The following is a 16,449-nucleotide window of genomic DNA, read 5'->3' on the forward strand; positions in this document are numbered from 1 at the left end:
CAGAAATGCGAGACCGGATGCTTCGAATGATATTGTGGATACTGGGTGTTCTTACGGTGATCATCGTGCTGGTGATGATCTATGCCCGCGCGGTATCCAGCGTTTCCCCGCCAGAGGGTATAAGTTTGGCTGATACAGCAGCTCAGGTGAAAGAGCCTGTGCCGGGATTGCAACGTCTCGGGAAAAACTGGTTCCGGCATAGTGAAAGTGGACTATACGAATTATATGTGGAGGGTGACGCGTTTGAACGAGGCCTGGCAAACGGCAAGCTCACACGGGAGCTGGTTCAGTTTCAGGAGGAAGCATTCACATCGCAGATCAAGCGTCTTGTTCCCAACGAATTTTACCGCAGCACGCTAAAGTATTTCATCGGCTGGTTCAATCGCGATCTGCCGAATTTCGTCATCGACGAATACAAGGATGAAATATATGGCGTATCGCAGTCTGCCTCGCATGCTTTCGACGATATCGGAACTCCATACGAGCGCATTCTGAACTATCACGCAGCGCATGATATAGGCCATGCGTTGCAGAACATGTCTCTGGTAGGATGCACATCCTTTGCAACCTGGAACGAGCGCTCGCAGGACAGCACTTTGATCGTCGGCAGGAACTTCGACTTTTATGTGGGGGACGATTTCGCGCGTGACAAAATCATAGCGTTCTATAAACCTACCGAAGGTTTCGGATTCATGATGGTTACTTTTGGCGGCATGACGGGCGTTGTTTCCGGCATGAATGACCAGGGACTTACGGTAACTATTAATGCAGCGAAGTCTGACATTCCATCTGCAAGCGCTACGCCCGTATCTCTGGTAGCAAGGGAAATATTGCAATATGCTTCCACCATCAAAGAGGCTTATGCTATCGCAGAGAAGCGACAGATGTTCGTTGCCGAGTCGTTTCTGATAGGTTCAGCTAAGGATCGGAAGGCGGCCGTGATAGAAAAAAGCATTGAAGGTATTGACCTCGTCGAATCAGATTTCGGTCAGATCATTTCGACGAACCATTTTCGCGGGACCAAACTGGGTGGGACCGACCTGAATCAGGAACATATTAAAACGAGCGCATCACCTTACCGTTATGCGCGGGTGGCAGAGCTGTTGGCTGAAGTAGACAAGAATTCGGTTCAGAAGACAGCAGAAATACTTCGCAATCAAAAGGGCCTTGAGAACGCCGACATCGGCATGGGAAATGAAAAGTTGATCAATCAGCTGGTCGCCCATCATGCCATTATCTTTGAGCCTGAAAAAAGACTCGTATGGATCTCGACTGCACCCTGGCAGCTGGGCAAATTTGTTTGTTACGATCTTACAAAAGTACTATCTCTTCAGCCCACCACGAATGATGAAATCTACGAGTCTGGCCGCACAATTCCTGCCGATGATTTCCTGAAAACACCCGAATATCAGACTTATCTGAAGTTTCATGCATATCGCTTTCCGTTTGCTTCACGTGCTAACCTCAATCCGGACAGCATTGTCGCCTGGAACCCGAAGTCGTATCATAGTTATATGCTCGCCGGCGATTACTATCTTGCAAGGAAGGAATGGGCGAAAGCTGCCGATACGTATTCAGTGGGACTTAAACAGGAAGTTGCTACGGTTCAGGAACGTGAATACATGGAGCGGCAGATTGCCGTATGCAAAGAAGAAATGCAATGATAATTGGTATTGGCATTGATCTGATCGAAGTTGACCGCGTGCAGACAAAGATAAGCCGCAACGAGGCATTTAAGAATACAGTCTTTTCCAGGGAAGAAATAGATTGGTGCGAGAAGCAAACCAACAAGGGAGAGAATTATGCAGCGCGCTTCGCAGCGAAGGAGGCATTTCTGAAGGCTACCGGCCGCGGACTTTCAATGGGTTACGAGTTATCGAATATTGAAGTAGTGAACGACGCTATTGGAAAACCTTCTATCCGACTCGCGGGCGCATATAAGGAAGAAGCCGCAAAATGTAATTGGAACCATATTCACGTTACTCTTTCCCATCTCCGGGAAACAGCCTGTGCCGTGGTAATCATTGAACAATGAAGATTGTACCCTCAATAGAAAAGGAATCACCCGACGAGATTCGACGATTTCAGGAAAGCAAAGTAAGGGAGTTGCTGATGCACGTTGCCCAGCACTCACCATATTATCAAAAGATCTTTTCCGCCACCGGTGTTGATGTTAGCGCTTTCAAAGGACTCGATGATCTTTCTCTTTTTCCGACTACAAGCAAGGATGAATTTCACAATCATAACTGGGAGTTCCTGGCAGTTCCGTCTAGCCGTATCGTTGAGTACACAAGCACCTCGGGAACATTGGGCAATCCAGTCACGATCGCACTGACTGAAAACGACCTTCAGCGTCTTGCCTACAACGAATGTATTTCCTTTACCTGCGCAGATGGAACTCCCGACGATCTTTTTCAACTCATGCTTACACTCGACCGTCAGTTCATGGCAGGTATGGCGTATTATGAAGGCATTCGGAAACTTGGGGCTGGACTTATCCGGGTTGGTCCGGGGCTGCCATCTATGCAATGGGACATTATTCATCGCCTAAAGCCTACGGCCCTGGTCGCAGTGCCGTCATTCTTAATAAAGCTCATTGAATACGCTCACGCACAGGGAATCAACCTCGCAGCCAGCAGCGTTAAAAAAGTAATTTGCATTGGTGAGGCATTGCGCACATCGGATCTTCAACTGAATATTCTGGGGACAAGGATCAAAGATGCGTGGGATGTTGCGTTGTATGGCACTTATGCTTCTACCGAAATGCAAACCGCCTTCACCGAATGCGAACACGGCAGAGGGGGTCATCATCATCCGGAATTGATATATGTCGAAATACTGGATGATGCCGGCGAACCGGTTCCAATGGGGACACCGGGAGAAATAACTATTACTACGCTTGGCGTGGAGGGTATGCCTTTGCTGCGGTACAAAACCGGCGACATTGCAGTAGCTTACCAGGATTCATGTCGTTGCGGGAGAAACACGTTAAGGCTTGGTCCTGTACTGGGGCGAAAGCAACAAATGATTAAGCTAAAGGGTACGACCGTTTATCCTCCTGGCGTGTTCGATGCCCTCAACGAAGTCGGCGATGTTATCGACTACGTTGTGGAGGTGGTTAGCGGTCGCCTGGGAACCGATGAGCTCCGGCTCCATTTGCTGGTCAAGGAAAGTGCGCAGCAGGCAACCATCGAAAGGCTGAAAGAAGTGTTCAAAGCTCGCTTACGCGTAGCGCCAACCATCATGTTCGTAACACAGGCCGAAATAGACAAGCTGCAGCTCATTGGAAAAAGCAGAAAACCCAAGCGTTTTATTGACAGCCGCTCCTAACGAGAAGATTCATCATGCCGATGAGGCACTAGTCGAAAAACATCCCGATATTAAGTTCAAAAAACACCTCAACTCATGAAGCCATCGCCTAAACTGCTTTTGCCGTTATTTATCTTCCTGATAACTACGACAGTCCGTGCACAATGGCCCAAAGAGATTACAGCTCCCAGTGGTACTGTGATAACCATTTATCAGCCTCAGCCTGAATCGCTGGCTGGTGATAAGGTAAAAGGCCGCGCTGCGTTCTCAGCGCAGGACAAAACTTCCAGCGATCCACAGTTCGGCGTTGTTTGGTTCACAGCATCCATATCAACAGACCGCGATGATCGGACCTTTACGCTTGAGTCGATATTGATTACTGATGTTAAGCTGCCAGGCGTTAAAGACACCGCCAACATCGGAAAGCTGCGCACATTGCTTGAAACAGAAATTCCGAAGTGGGACTTGTCCGGATCCATCGCCGATCTCACTGCCACCATTGAACAGGAACAGATCAGCTCCGGAGACGATTTGAAACATGATCCCCCCGTAATTATTTACGAGGCAAAGGAGACACTCCTCGTACTCATCGATGGAGAACCTAAACTCCAGGACGAAAAGAATATCAAGATGAAACGCGTGGTCAATTCAGCGTTTCTTATTGTACAGGATCCTACCGATAAAAAATATTATCTCAACGGCGGAAAATACTGGTACGCATCTTCAAGCGCAACGGAGGGCTACATGCCAATCACAACACTTCCCAAGTCGATAGCCGAAATTGACAAGCAATTAAAAGAACAGGCGAAGGATAAGCAACCCAAGGATAAGCAGCCCAGCGAAGGGGAGACCGCGCCGGAATCCGGGCCACCTGCGATCCGGGTAAGCACTAAACCCGCAGAGCTCATTCAATCGAAAGGACAGGCTTCATTCGCCAACATTGAGGGCACCAATTTGCTCTACGTTAAGAACTCTGACGATAACATATTTAAGAGTGTAGACGATCAGTTGTACTACGTTCTACTGTCAGGCAGATGGTACACCGCGCAAAAACTGGAAGGGCCATGGAAGTATGTAGCTTCTGATAAGTTGCCGGCTGATTTTGCTAAGATACCGGAAGGCTCCGATAAGGACAATGTATTATCCAGTGTGGCAGGCACACCGGCAAGTACGGATGCGATTCATGATGCACAGGTTCCTCAGACAGCGAAGGTTGATCGTAAAAAGGCAAAATGCACGGTGACCTATGATGGTGAGCCAAAGTTCGAAGCCATCGAAGGAACATCGCTGGAGTTGGCAATGAATACGAGCAGTACTGTATTGAAGCAGGGTAAAAAGTACTATTGTGTCGAAAACGGAGTCTGGTTTGAAGCTTCGGCAGCCAAAGGGCCATGGAAAGTAAGTGATGAGCGACCTAAGGAGGTTGACAAGATTCCGGCGAGCTCACCGGCTTATAATGTTAAGTACGTTTACATCTATGAGACCACACCTGAAGTGGTCTATGTTGGTTATACACCGGGTTACATGGGTTGCTATGTGTACGGCCCAACCGTTGTGTACGGGACGGGATACTACTATTCACCATGGTATGGCCCTTACTACTATCCACGCCCGGTAACATTTGGTTTCAGCATGCACTATAATCCATGGACTGGCTGGAGCATGGGGTTCCACTACAGTGTTGGTTTTTTTAGCATGAGTTTCTACGGTGGAGGTGGGTACTGGGGACCTCCAATGTATCGCCCTCCTTTTTATCCTCCGTATCGTGGCGGCATGTATGGCGGGCGCCCTGTACAGATCAATCACTATGGTGACATCAATATTGACAGATCAAACAATATCTACAACAATCGTAACGACGTGACTACACGCGATGTTAAACGGGGCGACCGGAATCCGTCAGCGTCTACCCGTGATGTGAAACGTGGTCAACAAAATCCCTCAGTATCAACACGCGATGCGCAGCGCGGTCAGAATACGGGGGTGTCCACCCGCGACGCCCAACGCAATACAGCAAACGACAGAGCGGGCGCGTCACAGCTGCCAAACAAAGCTGAACGTCCACGCGAGAACAATGTCTATTCCGACAAGAACGGAAACGTGTATCAGAGAAACGAGAACGGAAGCTGGAATCAACGAGACGGCAATCAGTGGAAAGAAACACAGCAATCTCAACAGATGAACCGGGACTATCAGAATCGTCAGCGTAGTACTCAGCAAAATAACAGCTTCAACCAAATGAACCGCGGCGGAAATATGGGCGGATCATACCGCGGTGGTGGAGGTGGAGGTGCCCGAATGGGTGGCGGCGGAGGCAGACGCAGGTAGGCACTCATTTCGCGCTGCAAGACTGGCCGTGTTCACCGATGCGCGGCCCGTGTTGATCGAAAAAAATTCATGGCGCCATTTCAATGTCACAAATTTGACTAACATCAAATCAGAAAGACATATGAAACGCGTACTGGTATTCTTCTTTGTTGCTTCACTGGCAATCCTTCAAGGATGCATCGTAAAATCCCTGCATCCATTTTACACTCCAAATGACCTTGTGTTCAAAAAGGAGCTGATCAATCATTGGACCGATCAGGATGGCAATCACTGGCAGATCGTTCCGGTGAAGGAAAGCAATGTATCGTATGAACTAAGACACTATAAGCACAGTGAGCAGCCAGAAGAGATTTTTATTGCTCATCTCTTTCACCTTAATAACCAATTGTATCTCGATCTCTTTCCTGTGGCCAACGATAGCCAGGCAAACGATATGATGTTCAATATGCACCTGATTCCTGCACATTCTATTGCACGTGTCGTTAAAATCTCCGGCAACGAAGTCCAGATACGATGGCTTAATGAAAAGTGGCTTCGATCACTCTTCACCGAAAACAAAATCAAAATCTCTCATGAAGTAGTTCGCGATGTCAACGTAAAAGACGACAGCGATCTAAACTATGTTCTGACAGCATCAACTGAGGAACTTCAGAAGTTTATCATAAAGTATGGAGATGAGGATGATGCATTTATTGACGATAATACAGTATGGTTGAAGTTGAATCGCTAAATCAGACAGAGTCGGGCAGGGGACATCGGTTCAAACTGTCTCTGCCCGTTTCTCTCTTTAAGTCAGTTTACGTCCAGCTGGCATTCTGGACTTCTACTTACTTCGTGCTTTTGACAATCTTCTCGACATCAAGCGTCTGGTACCATATTGACTATCTGTACACAGGGATTTTTATGAGCACTATGATGATCGCGGTGTGGATGAATGCATATCTGCTAATACCGCGAATGCTTCAGCAACGACGCTATCTGATCTACCTGATCTCGGTGTGCATCACAATTATTGCTACTGTTTATTTTAATCATTTGCTGTTCGATAAGTTAATCGATTACATATTGCCGGGGTACTATTTTATCGCATACTATAGTTTGCTGGATCTCTTGAAATTCTTTGGTGTGCTGGTTGCATTAGCTACTCTTATACAACTCACAATGGAATGGTTTGCATTGCAGGAGAATACGCAATCAGCCATATTGTTACAGAAAGAGAAGGTAACAGCTGAGCTGCAGGCGCTGACGAACCAGGTGAACCCACATTTCCTTTTTAACAGCCTTAGTGTGCTGTACTCGCTTGCATTGCGCGAATCCAGAGAGGCGCCTGTTGCAATCATGCAATTGTCAGATATGCTGAAGTATGTCATCTATGAAGCCAGCAAACGCTTTGTCCCTCTGGGAGCAGAAGTAGAAATGATCCGAAATTACATAGGTCTTCAGCGGTACCGCGTGCACGTTTCCACAAAAATTGAATTTCTGGAGAACGATATTGATCCCTCATTTCCTGTAATGCCAATGGTATTTCTTCCCCTTATAGAAAATAGTTTTAAACACGGCACGCATAGTAACACGAATGATGCATTCGTTTCAATAAGAATGAAAACCACGTCTGATGACATGGAGTTCTCAATAACAAATAACAGGATGCTTGAAGAAAGCCCGTCCACGGGCGGCGTTGGTCTAAGAAATATAAGGATGAGATTGGATTTGGTATACAAGGAGAAATATGAATTAAATATCGTAGAGGAAGAGACGAATTTTTCTGTTCACGTTAAGTTACCGCGACTTTATGAAGAGAATTAGCTGCCTGGTGGTTGAAGACGAACCTGCTTCTCAGGAGATATTAAGAAAGTACATTAACGACTTTCCTCAACTCGAATGCAGGCAGTATTGTAGCAACGCCTTTGAAGCGGCAGATGTTCTTAGGACTGATAGCGTGGATCTGATCTTTTTGGATATCAACATGCCACGGCTTTCGGGTATGCAATTTTATCGTTCTTTGGTGGATCCACCCGCCGTCATATTCACAACAGCATATGCAGAACATGCTGCCGAGGGATTTGACGTGAATGCGGTTGATTACCTCGTGAAACCGTTTCCCTTTGATAGGTTCATTAAAGCAGTCAACAAGTTCATTGACCTTACGGAGTCAAAGCCTGGTACGGACGAATATATTTTGCTAATGGCTGACAAGAAAATGCATAAGGTCTACCTCTCAAGCATATTGTTCGCAGAAGGAATGAGCGACTACGTGAAAGTGCATACGGAGAAAATGACGTTGATTGTACTTATGACCCTTCAAAAACTTCAGGAGCAGCTACCCCCAACTCACTTCAAAAGAATACATAGGTCATTTATAATATCCCTCGGGCGCCTGGAGTATATAGATGGTAACTTTGTGGTAATAGATAAGCATCAGATCCCTATCGGACAGACCTATCGAAGTGAGTTTCTTACATTCCTCCAGCAACGCTCGCGATGCTGACGTGTCTGGTGCTAAGCGTCCGAACAGAAATCTCAAACGCCTGGATTGCTTCAGGCACCCCGATAGTACCCCGATAATTAAGAAGCGTGTAAATGAAAAAGGGCTGTCTCGTCCAGACAGCCCTTGTTTCGTTGTTTACAGGGACTAGATTTTTAGCTAAGCGCTTTTGTCAGTTCGTCAATCTTGGCCTGGGCTTCTGCCTTGCCTAAAGAGAGAGAAAGTTTGTAAAGCTCAAGAGCTTCGCGCTGTGTTTCCTTCTTTTTACGAGGAGCAAATTTCGTACGTTGTGCAGCAGTTTCGAGTGCCTGAGCCTGAGCGAAATACAGGTCTGCCTGGCTTGCCTTTGAAGCGGCATTAACTTCTTCAACTTTAGCTTCGAGAGTAGCCACATCTTGCTCACGCATTCTGATAGTTTCAGCATTCACATTGATAGTAGAATCACGCTGATTTACAGTCTTCGCCAGCTGAGTATTCTCGCCGCGCATTTTTTCAACTTCGCTTTGAAGCGCAGTGATCTGTTGCGAGCTGAGCTCAAGGTCGGCCTTCAACCTCTTAATGGTAATCGCATAAGTGCCTTTTGCAGACTTAAGAGACTTCTCAAGGTCAGCGATTTTAGCTTCTGTCTCACGGATGTGATTGTTGATCCCCTGAAGGCGGCTCTTATAATCAGTATAAGAAGTGCCTTCCACTACGTCTGTGCGAAGAAGCTGACGGCTGGCGTCGATTGAATCGATGAGTACGCCAACTTCCTGGAGTTGCGCAGCTGTTTGCTGGCTAGCCTGAAGTTCGGTACGCAGCGAATCATTTTGTGCCTGCAGTGCTTCTCTCTCTTTCTTATCGCAGCTCCAAAGCATCGCTACTACTGGTACTGCCAAAATCAAATTTCTAATCATAAACAGGATAATTTTAAGGTTGCCAGGTCTAATACAAAAGAAGGGCAAGTCAGAACGAGTTGTCTATTTTGGCGATGAACGGTAGTTTTTGGGGGTTGAAATGCATGAAGTCGGGATTTCGAGATTTTCCCTCTCAAAAACTTGGGTAATTAATACCCAAGGTGGGGTTAGCGCCTATACCCAACCGCAACTTTAGATGGAAGGGGGCAAAAAGCAGAAAGGCCGTAGATACGGCCTTTCCAAGAGGGTCTTTCCGGTATCGTATCAGAGAAGCGATTACACCCGGAAATGTGGGTCACGCCTCCAGGTTGCCGCTTATTTGGCTCCCTTCTTAATAAATGATCCTAATTCTTTGCCTGCCTTGGCGTAAGACTCCTGCAAACGAGCACCTGTTTCAAAGTCATATCCAAAGGCATCGCGACCCGGCGACTTGGTAATAGTGATTTTTGCTATCGCTTTATCGGGGCTGTCGCTTTTTACAATCCAGGCTTCGCCATCAATGTACGCTGGAGCGCGTGTCACACCCACATTCCAGCCTGGCTCCGTTTTCGTCGTCTTGAAAATCAGCGTGTAGGGTGCATCCTCAGCTACTGTCGACATGTTTGAATACTCAGCGAAGAGTTCCCGGAATTTGGGCTCAAATCGCTCTTTCCGGTCATCGTACCAGGCCTTTTCCCACTTATCTCCAGTGCCAGCCTCCTTCGCATTATAATCCGACTTCTTCTTGGCAACATAGTCAGCTTCCTTTGGAAACTTACCGACGGACATGTCATCATAGGAGAAGATCGTCTTTACGCCCTTCTGGTCCTTTAATACGCTCAGATCGCCTTCAACAAGCTTGATCTTCTGCGCATAAGCAACAGACGTAAAGCCAACCAACAGGATTAACAGTGTTTTCTTCATGTGTTATTTAAAGTTTGGAGTATTCGAATCCTATCAACGAGTGATCGCGTCCAGGGTTTTGCCAATTCAAATAATTTATGGCCGGCGGTCCGGCAAAGTTTGACGGACATTATTAATTTTCACCCTTTCTCTAAAATACGAAACTTTGATTACAAAAGCCTCCAGACTGTCGCTAACAGCATTAGCGATCGCCGTAATTCAAATTACGGCATACGGACAGCAAGCCAAAAAAGATTCCATTTACATGCGTTCGAACTACGATAAGTTCGAATATCAGATACCCATGAGGGATGGAATCAAGCTGTACACCATCGTTTATGTTCCAAAAGACAAGTCACAGAAGTACCCGTTTCTGATGAACCGAACCTGTTACAACGCGTCGCGGTATGGAGATTTTAAGACAGGTAATCACCCCTCTCAATTCCTGGTGCGCGATAAATACATATTGGTATTTCAGGACGTGCGTGGAAGGTACATGAGCGAGGGTACCTTCGACAACATGCGCCCGAATGTTCCGGGCAATGATCTGAAAAACAAACAAGCGATTGACGAAAGCTCTGATACCTGGGATACAATTGACTGGCTTGTAAAAAATGTAAAGGGCAACAACGGCAATGCCGGCCAGTTTGGAATCTCATATCCCGGCTTTTACACCGCCGCAGCGCTGCCGGATGCGCACCCTGCATTAAAGGCATCTTCACCACAAGCTCCAATATCAGATTTCTTCTTTGATGACTTTCATCACCAGGGCGCCTTCCTCGAAAGCTATACAACAGCGTTTGCCGTATTTGGCTATCAAAAGAAAGAACAAACGCGCGAGAACTGGTTTGAGGAACAGTACAAACGATTTGATATGAAGGAAGCCGATGGCTATCAGTTCTTTCTTCAGCAGGGACCCCTGAAGAATATTACCGATAAGTTTCACCATGATAACTTCTTCTGGCAGCAAATCATTGACCATCCAAACTATGATGATTTCTGGCAGAAGCGAAACCTTCTTCCTCACTTAAAAAACATCAAACATGCAGTCATGGTTGTCGGCGGATGGTTTGATGCTGAAGATCTGTATGGACCGCTGAACATCTATAAGACAGTTGAGCAAACCAGTCCTGCTGCGCGCAATACAATAGTGATGGGACCATGGGGTCACGGCGATTGGGCCAGGGAAAGAGGAAAGTCAACGCACAATCACATCTACTTTGGTGATAGCCTGTCAACAAAATACCTGAGGGACGTCGAACGCAGGTTCTTTGCATACTATCTGAAGAACGAGGGGACTTTCAATCAGGGAGAGGCGTATATGTTTGATACAGGATCAAAACAATGGCAGTCGTTTACTGAATGGCCACCAAAAAATGCGCTAAGACACCGTTTATATTTTGGAGTGAACGGAAAATTGTCAATTGATGCGCCCCTGGATCAGCAGGCAGTGTTTGATTATGTTTCTGACCCGGCAAAGCCAGTACCTTATACGTCGCAGACTGAAGGGCTAGGATTCACTCCGAGAAGTTACATGAGCGATGACCAGCGATATGCGTCTAGCCGTCCTGATGTTCTGACATTTCAAACCGAACCGCTCGCAAATGATGTTACCATTGCAGGCGAAATACTCTCGCGTCTCAAAGTTTCAATGACAGGAACAGACGCTGATTTTATAGTTAAGCTGATTGATGTTTATCCGTCGGACCACCCTAACTACGAACACAATCCGTCGAATATTGTCATGGGTGGCTACCAGCAACTGGTCAGAAGCGAAGTGTTCAGAGGCCGTTTCAGAAACAGCTTTGAAAAACCTGAGCCATTTAAGCCGGACCAAATAACCGATGTAAACTTTCCACTTCAGGATGTCTTGCATACGTTTAAGCGTGGACATCGCCTGATGATTCAAATACAAAGCACCTGGTTCCCGTTCATCGACAGGAACCCACAAAAATATGTTGATAACATCTATAAGGCATCCGCTGAAGATTTCGTCAAGTCGACAATCAAAGTCTATGGCTCATCAGTAGTCGAAGCAGGCGGACAGGGAGAGATGAAAGCAAAGATTGACTCGAAGAAATAGACTATAGCGTAAAGACATTGCCATCAGTGGGCAGATTGAGTATTGAACGTATCGGTAGAAGTATGAACAAGAAGTTGCAATTGGCGTGGTGCTTAAGTTTAGTAATTCTTACGGCTAACGCGCAGCATAAGAATGTTGAGATTGGGGTATTGTCGGATACAGAGAAGCGTTCGATCCCTGCGGCTGCCATCAGCCGAAGAGACGCGAAATTCTTAGTGGTTAAGGGCGCTGGTAGCACATTCTATCTGAGCAGCGATGGTGGGCTGACCTGGCAGACGAGCACCGCCGAAGGAATGCAACGTGCCGAATGGTTGACAATGCATTCAGATTCAAAAGGAAATCTTTTTGCTGTATATGCGACGCCTGTCGACAACCACTTTCGAATTATGGTGTCCGAGTCGAAAGACAATGGAAAGGTCTGGAGCAGTGGTGTGACAGTCTCACCTGTTGCCGCAGATCAGAAGTATCCCGGAGCATCATTTGACACGAAAGGCAATCTGCTCGTGACATGGACCGAAAACGTAACAAACTCAGAAGGTAAATGTGAGTCAGCCATTATGATGAGTACGTCTTCCAACGGGAGCAAATGGTCTAAGCCCATGCGGGTATCACAGTTGGGAGGAGTATGTGACGAAAACAACGAATATGCAACGGGCGGGATACCGGCCGTGGCGCCCGACGGCAAATCCTTTGTGTCATGGAGTAACAATGGAAAGATATTCCTCGATCGATCGTTCTCAAGTAACTTTTGGCTCGAGAACGACATTGTTGTTCATGACATAACGCCAGGCTGGAAACTTAGTGTTCCGGGATATAGCTACGTTGCAGCTCCGCCTCAGCTGGTGGTAGATCAAACAAAAGGAACATACCACGGGTGTATCTACATCACGTGGTCAGATCAGAAAGATGGCGAAGGCGACACCAATGTATTATTTACGCGCTCGAATAATTATGGCGACAACTGGGCCAGCCCAAGCAAACTTAGTTCAGGCGAAACTAAAGGCGAGCAGTATGGATCACGCATGGCCATCGATCAATCGACCGGCTATATCTACGTGCTCTTCTTTGACCGCAGCGCTCACGAAGACGATCAGACAGATGTCGTGCTTGCCTACTCAAATGAAAGTGGTGGTAGTTTCAAGACCATCACAGTTTCAGAAACGCCCTTCGTACCCGACGACAAAAGCGGTGCCGGTGTCTATCTTGACATTGCTGTTAATGGGGGAGTCATCGTGCCGGTTTGGACCAGAACGCACGACGGACACACCAGCTTATGGACAACCACCATCAGACAGGATGAGCTGATCAAAGCAGTGGAGCAGTCTAAATCAAAGAAGAAAAAATAACCTAGCAGGTACCATCAACAGAACATGCATCACCGTTTTGTGTCGAAGCTTTATTCAATTCCTCAAAGACCTTGATGAAAGTTTCTGAAGCTTGAGCGCCTGATACTCCATATTCGTTGTTAAGTATATAAAACGGGACGCCGCTGATGCCCAGCTTTTGCATGTCATGCTCCTGTGAAGCAATAGAGTCAAGCAGCTCATGGCTGCTAATTGCCGTTTCTGCTACCGGCCTGTCCAGTCCTACCTTAACTGCTATATTTATAAGGTTCTCATCCTTTGACAAGTCGATTCCGTCGGTGAAATAGGCCTTGAAAAATGCTTCAGTAACGGCCAGCTGCTTATCAGTATTTCCTGCAGCAAAAATCAGAGCGTGCGCTTTTCGGGTGTTTGGCAATACCGACTGCTTTTCAAAATTCATATCTAAACCCTCCTGACGAGCGACAGAGGAAGTATGATTCGTAATCGATTGATATCGCTCGTCGCCACCAAACTTCTCTGCAAGATGCTCCCGCTGATTAACACCGGACTGAGGAGTCGCGGGATTGAGCTCAAACGGATGATAAAAGACCTCAACAGTATACTTGTCTGAAACTTCTGCAATAGCCTTTTCCAATCGCCGTTTCCCAATGTAACACCATGGACAAACAACGTCAGATACGACGTCTACCCGGATAACAGGTTTTAAAAGGCCGGTTTTTAATGTACCTCCGTTGATATTCAATTCGGCTTTGCTCATGCTGTCTTGTATTATTTGCTTGTTTGATTATTGTCAAAACAGCGATCCGTGACCAATAGTTCGACGAGCTGTTTAAGGCACCCGTTCAGAGTTAGCTATTTAAAAACCTTTGTGCTATTTTTGCCGATCTTACAAAAAAGAAAACACCAAATTCAAATGACTGTCGACGAGAAAAAGTTACCCTACAAGGTGAAGGACCTCGGGCTTGCGGCTTGGGGACGCAAAGAGATCAAACTGGCTGAGGCGGAAATGCCTGGTCTGATGGCAATTCGCGAAGAGTTCGGCAAGCAGAAGCCATTGAAGAACGCGCGCGTAGCAGGTTGTCTTCATATGACGATTCAAACAGCTGTTCTAATCGAAACACTTGTAGAACTCGGTGCCGAAGTAAGCTGGTCCTCATGCAATATTTTCTCCACTCAGGACCACGCCGCAGCCGCTATAGCAGCTGCTGGTATCCCAGTGTACGCCTGGAAAGGCATGAACGAGAAGGAATTCGATTGGTGTATTGAGCAAACACTCTACGCTTTCAAAGATGGTAAGCCTCTCAACATGATTCTCGACGACGGAGGTGACCTTACCAATATGGTATTGGATCGTTATCCTGAATTGGTATCTGGAATAAAAGGAATCTCTGAAGAGACAACAACTGGTGTACATCGTCTGATCGAGCGTATGCACAATGGCAAATTGCCGTTGCCTGCTATCAATATCAACGACTCTGTAACCAAGTCAAAGTTTGACAACAAGTATGGTTGCAAGGAATCACTCGTAGATGCTATCCGTCGTGCCACAGACGTGATGATGGCCGGTAAGGTAGCGGTCGTTGCAGGTTATGGCGACGTAGGTAAAGGATCTGCCGCTTCGCTTCGCGGTGCGGGTGCACGCGTGATCGTAACGGAGATCGATCCAATCTGCGCTCTGCAGGCAGCCATGGATGGCTACGCAGTGAAACGCATGGATGATGCAGTGAAAGAAGCAGACATCGTGGTTACAGCTACAGGTAACTTCGGAATCGTACTGGGCCACCACTTTGAATCCATGAAGGACAAAGCGATCGTGTGTAACATTGGTCACTTCGATAACGAAATTGATGTTGCATGGCTTAATAAGAATGCTGCATCAAAAGATGAAGTTAAGCCTCAGGTTGACCTTTATACCATGAAGAATGGTCGTCAGGTGATCCTGCTTGCTGAAGGTCGTCTGGTGAATCTTGGCTGCGCTACAGGGCATCCTTCGTTCGTAATGTCGAATTCGTTCACTAACCAAACGCTTGCCCAGCTTGAGCTTTGGACCAACTCTGGCAAATACGAGAACAAAGTCTATATGCTTCCCAAGCACCTTGACGAGAAGGTCGCACGCCTGCACCTGAAGAAAATTGGTGTTGAGCTGGAAGATCTTACAGATGCTCAGGCAAAATATATCGGAGTACCCGTAGCAGGTCCGTTCAAGCCTGAATATTACAGGTATTGATTCAGGAGGAATACATTAGTATTCGCCGTCAAAATAAAAGCCATCCCGCCTTTAGGCGCGATGGCTTTTTCATTGGCCCCATTTTGCTATTTTGCCGGCGAATTATTACGCTATGAAGGTTGCCACAGTTATCTGCTCCATCATTCTTTTCGTGTCAACGGGATTTCTTCCCGGCAGTGACCAGGCCGACGTTCAGTTAACTTGTTTTAAAGCCCACAAGGCAACTAATACCTGTCATTTCAATTTTACCATCGATGGCGCCCGTTATCGATATGTTGATATTGGATGCAAGTTCAGCAAGAAACAAGACGAAGTCCTTAAGAAGGCCAAGGAGGGTACCCTGGCTCTTGCCAAAGACTGGAAGATAGACTGCGGTGCGAAGAAGGAGTAATAAGTTTGACATCCCACCTTCATCAAATTCAGGCCCTTCGGGCCAGTTCAAAGTTTGTTCTCTCTGGCCCTTCGCTCTTCAATGATATACGACAACCCAAGCCCCGCTCCGCCACAGACAAAGAGCATTGAGAAATAGGCCACTTCATCCATGTAGGTAGCGCTGTCGAGCGCGTATCCAAGCAGTAGTCCGATGCCCGCGCCAATAAGTAACAGAGAGGCACGTAGTGGCACTGATGTGTTCCGGTAATTTCTTGAACGAAAGAGCGTTGGATCAAGGCCTTTTTCAATCATTGACATACGTTCCAGGTTTTCAAATTTTCTTAAGTAAACCACCATGACAAAGGATCCAATAAGGGCTACGATGGGTACCATCACGCCGAGTGCAGCGACATCCATATAAGTTTTGTGTTAAGCGTTAGTAATTCTTTGAGTTAATTCTGCGTTTTTTCACAGAATTGTCTCTATGACGCCGCATTGGAAGGTCAGGTTACAAGTAACTCAAAATGGTAAGAAATGAGGTT

The 16,449-nt window shown here is 46.7% G+C and carries 15 protein-coding genes; 11 read left to right on the top strand and 4 right to left on the bottom strand.

The window, feature by feature from the left end; all coding sequences use genetic code 11:
- Nucleotides 1–17 precede the first annotated feature (17 nt).
- The 7 genes from WBG78_RS06065 (at nt 18) to WBG78_RS06095 (ending at nt 8,125) form a co-directional block, all read left to right on the top strand.
- On the top strand, nt 18–1,664 hold the full coding sequence (locus WBG78_RS06065) for a C45 family peptidase (RefSeq protein WP_337325497.1): 1,647 nt from the start codon (nt 18–20) through the stop codon (nt 1,662–1,664).
- Complete coding sequence (gene acpS, locus WBG78_RS06070; protein WP_337325498.1) at nt 1,661–2,035, top strand: holo-ACP synthase; 375 nt, start codon at nt 1,661–1,663, stop codon at nt 2,033–2,035. The genes WBG78_RS06065 and acpS overlap by 4 nt, the downstream gene beginning before the upstream one ends.
- Nucleotides 2,032–3,330 carry a phenylacetate--CoA ligase family protein gene (locus WBG78_RS06075; RefSeq protein ID WP_337325499.1) on the top strand — a complete coding sequence of 433 codons (1,299 nt, stop codon included), beginning with the start codon at nt 2,032–2,034 and terminating at the stop codon, nt 3,328–3,330. The genes acpS and WBG78_RS06075 overlap by 4 nt, the downstream gene beginning before the upstream one ends.
- Before the next feature lie 75 nt (nt 3,331–3,405).
- Nucleotides 3,406–5,637, top strand: a complete 2,232-nt coding sequence (locus WBG78_RS06080; protein WP_337325500.1) for a hypothetical protein — start codon at nt 3,406–3,408, stop codon at nt 5,635–5,637.
- A 121-nt stretch (nt 5,638–5,758) separates the two neighbouring features.
- Nucleotides 5,759–6,367, top strand: a complete 609-nt coding sequence (locus tag WBG78_RS06085) for a hypothetical protein (protein WP_337325501.1) — start codon at nt 5,759–5,761, stop codon at nt 6,365–6,367.
- Complete coding sequence (locus WBG78_RS06090) at nt 6,346–7,443, top strand: sensor histidine kinase (protein ID WP_337325502.1); 1,098 nt, start codon at nt 6,346–6,348, stop codon at nt 7,441–7,443. The genes WBG78_RS06085 and WBG78_RS06090 overlap by 22 nt, the downstream gene beginning before the upstream one ends.
- Nucleotides 7,430–8,125: a LytR/AlgR family response regulator transcription factor gene (locus WBG78_RS06095; RefSeq protein WP_337325503.1), complete on the top strand. Its 696-nt coding sequence runs from the start codon at nt 7,430–7,432 to the stop codon at nt 8,123–8,125. Before WBG78_RS06090 ends, WBG78_RS06095 begins: the two co-directional genes overlap by 14 nt.
- A 152-nt stretch (nt 8,126–8,277) precedes the next feature.
- Here WBG78_RS06095 and WBG78_RS06100 read toward each other — a convergent pair whose 3' ends face one another.
- Both WBG78_RS06100 and WBG78_RS06105 read right to left on the bottom strand, forming a co-directional pair.
- Nucleotides 8,278–9,018, bottom strand: a complete 741-nt coding sequence (locus WBG78_RS06100; RefSeq protein ID WP_337325504.1) for a hypothetical protein — start codon at nt 9,016–9,018, stop codon at nt 8,278–8,280.
- A 315-nt stretch (nt 9,019–9,333) separates the two neighbouring features.
- Entirely contained in the window at nt 9,334–9,921 is a 588-nt protein-coding gene (locus WBG78_RS06105; RefSeq protein WP_337325505.1) for a hypothetical protein, read from the bottom strand.
- Between the two features lie 145 nt (nt 9,922–10,066).
- Between WBG78_RS06105 and WBG78_RS06110 the strand changes: the two genes are divergently transcribed.
- Both WBG78_RS06110 and WBG78_RS06115 read left to right on the top strand, forming a co-directional pair.
- A complete protein-coding gene (locus WBG78_RS06110; RefSeq protein ID WP_337325506.1) occupies nt 10,067–11,983 on the top strand; it encodes a CocE/NonD family hydrolase in 1,917 nt (638 codons plus the stop codon).
- Between the two features lie 62 nt (nt 11,984–12,045).
- Nucleotides 12,046–13,329 (top strand): sialidase family protein, encoded by a 1,284-nt coding sequence (locus WBG78_RS06115; RefSeq protein ID WP_337325507.1) that lies wholly within the window; start codon nt 12,046–12,048, stop codon nt 13,327–13,329.
- Between the two features lies 1 nt (nt 13,330).
- Here the strand turns inward: WBG78_RS06115 and WBG78_RS06120 are convergent, their stop codons facing one another.
- Nucleotides 13,331–14,065 (bottom strand): DsbA family oxidoreductase, encoded by a 735-nt coding sequence (locus WBG78_RS06120; RefSeq protein ID WP_337325508.1) that lies wholly within the window; start codon nt 14,063–14,065, stop codon nt 13,331–13,333.
- Between the two features lie 156 nt (nt 14,066–14,221).
- On the opposite strand from WBG78_RS06120, the gene ahcY reads away from it, so the two are divergent.
- Both ahcY and WBG78_RS06130 read left to right on the top strand, forming a co-directional pair.
- On the top strand, nt 14,222–15,535 hold the full coding sequence (gene ahcY, locus WBG78_RS06125) for an adenosylhomocysteinase (RefSeq protein WP_337325509.1): 1,314 nt from the start codon (nt 14,222–14,224) through the stop codon (nt 15,533–15,535).
- Between the two features lie 112 nt (nt 15,536–15,647).
- Nucleotides 15,648–15,926 (top strand): hypothetical protein, encoded by a 279-nt coding sequence (locus tag WBG78_RS06130; protein ID WP_337325510.1) that lies wholly within the window; start codon nt 15,648–15,650, stop codon nt 15,924–15,926.
- Nucleotides 15,927–15,973: 47 nt separating this feature from the next.
- Here the strand turns inward: WBG78_RS06130 and WBG78_RS06135 are convergent, their stop codons facing one another.
- A complete protein-coding gene (locus WBG78_RS06135) occupies nt 15,974–16,324 on the bottom strand; it encodes a DUF6249 domain-containing protein (RefSeq protein ID WP_337325511.1) in 351 nt (116 codons plus the stop codon).
- Between the last annotated feature and the right edge of the window lie 125 nt (nt 16,325–16,449).

The organism is Chryseolinea sp. T2, from assembly GCF_037203685.1.
Lineage (GTDB): Bacteria > Bacteroidota > Bacteroidia > Cytophagales > Cyclobacteriaceae > Chryseolinea.

Excerpts from the sequence above, each read along its gene's own strand:
- WBG78_RS06085 (WP_337325501.1), top strand. The coding sequence starts at position 5,759 with ATGAAACGCGTACTGGTATTCTTCTTTGTTGCTTCACTGGCAATCCTT.
- WBG78_RS06115 (WP_337325507.1), top strand. The coding sequence starts at position 12,046 with ATGAACAAGAAGTTGCAATTGGCGTGGTGCTTAAGTTTAGTAATTCTT.
- WBG78_RS06095 (WP_337325503.1), top strand. The coding sequence starts at position 7,430 with ATGAAGAGAATTAGCTGCCTGGTGGTTGAAGACGAACCTGCTTCTCAG.
- WBG78_RS06105 (WP_337325505.1), bottom strand. The coding sequence starts at position 9,921 with ATGAAGAAAACACTGTTAATCCTGTTGGTTGGCTTTACGTCTGTTGCT.
- acpS (WP_337325498.1), top strand. The coding sequence starts at position 1,661 with ATGATAATTGGTATTGGCATTGATCTGATCGAAGTTGACCGCGTGCAG.
- WBG78_RS06090 (WP_337325502.1), top strand. The coding sequence starts at position 6,346 with ATGGTTGAAGTTGAATCGCTAAATCAGACAGAGTCGGGCAGGGGACAT.
- WBG78_RS06120 (WP_337325508.1), bottom strand. The coding sequence starts at position 14,065 with ATGAGCAAAGCCGAATTGAATATCAACGGAGGTACATTAAAAACCGGC.
- WBG78_RS06075 (WP_337325499.1), top strand. The coding sequence starts at position 2,032 with ATGAAGATTGTACCCTCAATAGAAAAGGAATCACCCGACGAGATTCGA.
- WBG78_RS06130 (WP_337325510.1), top strand. The coding sequence starts at position 15,648 with ATGAAGGTTGCCACAGTTATCTGCTCCATCATTCTTTTCGTGTCAACG.
- ahcY (WP_337325509.1), top strand. The coding sequence starts at position 14,222 with ATGACTGTCGACGAGAAAAAGTTACCCTACAAGGTGAAGGACCTCGGG.
- WBG78_RS06135 (WP_337325511.1), bottom strand. The coding sequence starts at position 16,324 with ATGGATGTCGCTGCACTCGGCGTGATGGTACCCATCGTAGCCCTTATT.
- WBG78_RS06065 (WP_337325497.1), top strand. The coding sequence starts at position 18 with ATGCTTCGAATGATATTGTGGATACTGGGTGTTCTTACGGTGATCATC.
- WBG78_RS06080 (WP_337325500.1), top strand. The coding sequence starts at position 3,406 with ATGAAGCCATCGCCTAAACTGCTTTTGCCGTTATTTATCTTCCTGATA.
- WBG78_RS06100 (WP_337325504.1), bottom strand. The coding sequence starts at position 9,018 with ATGATTAGAAATTTGATTTTGGCAGTACCAGTAGTAGCGATGCTTTGG.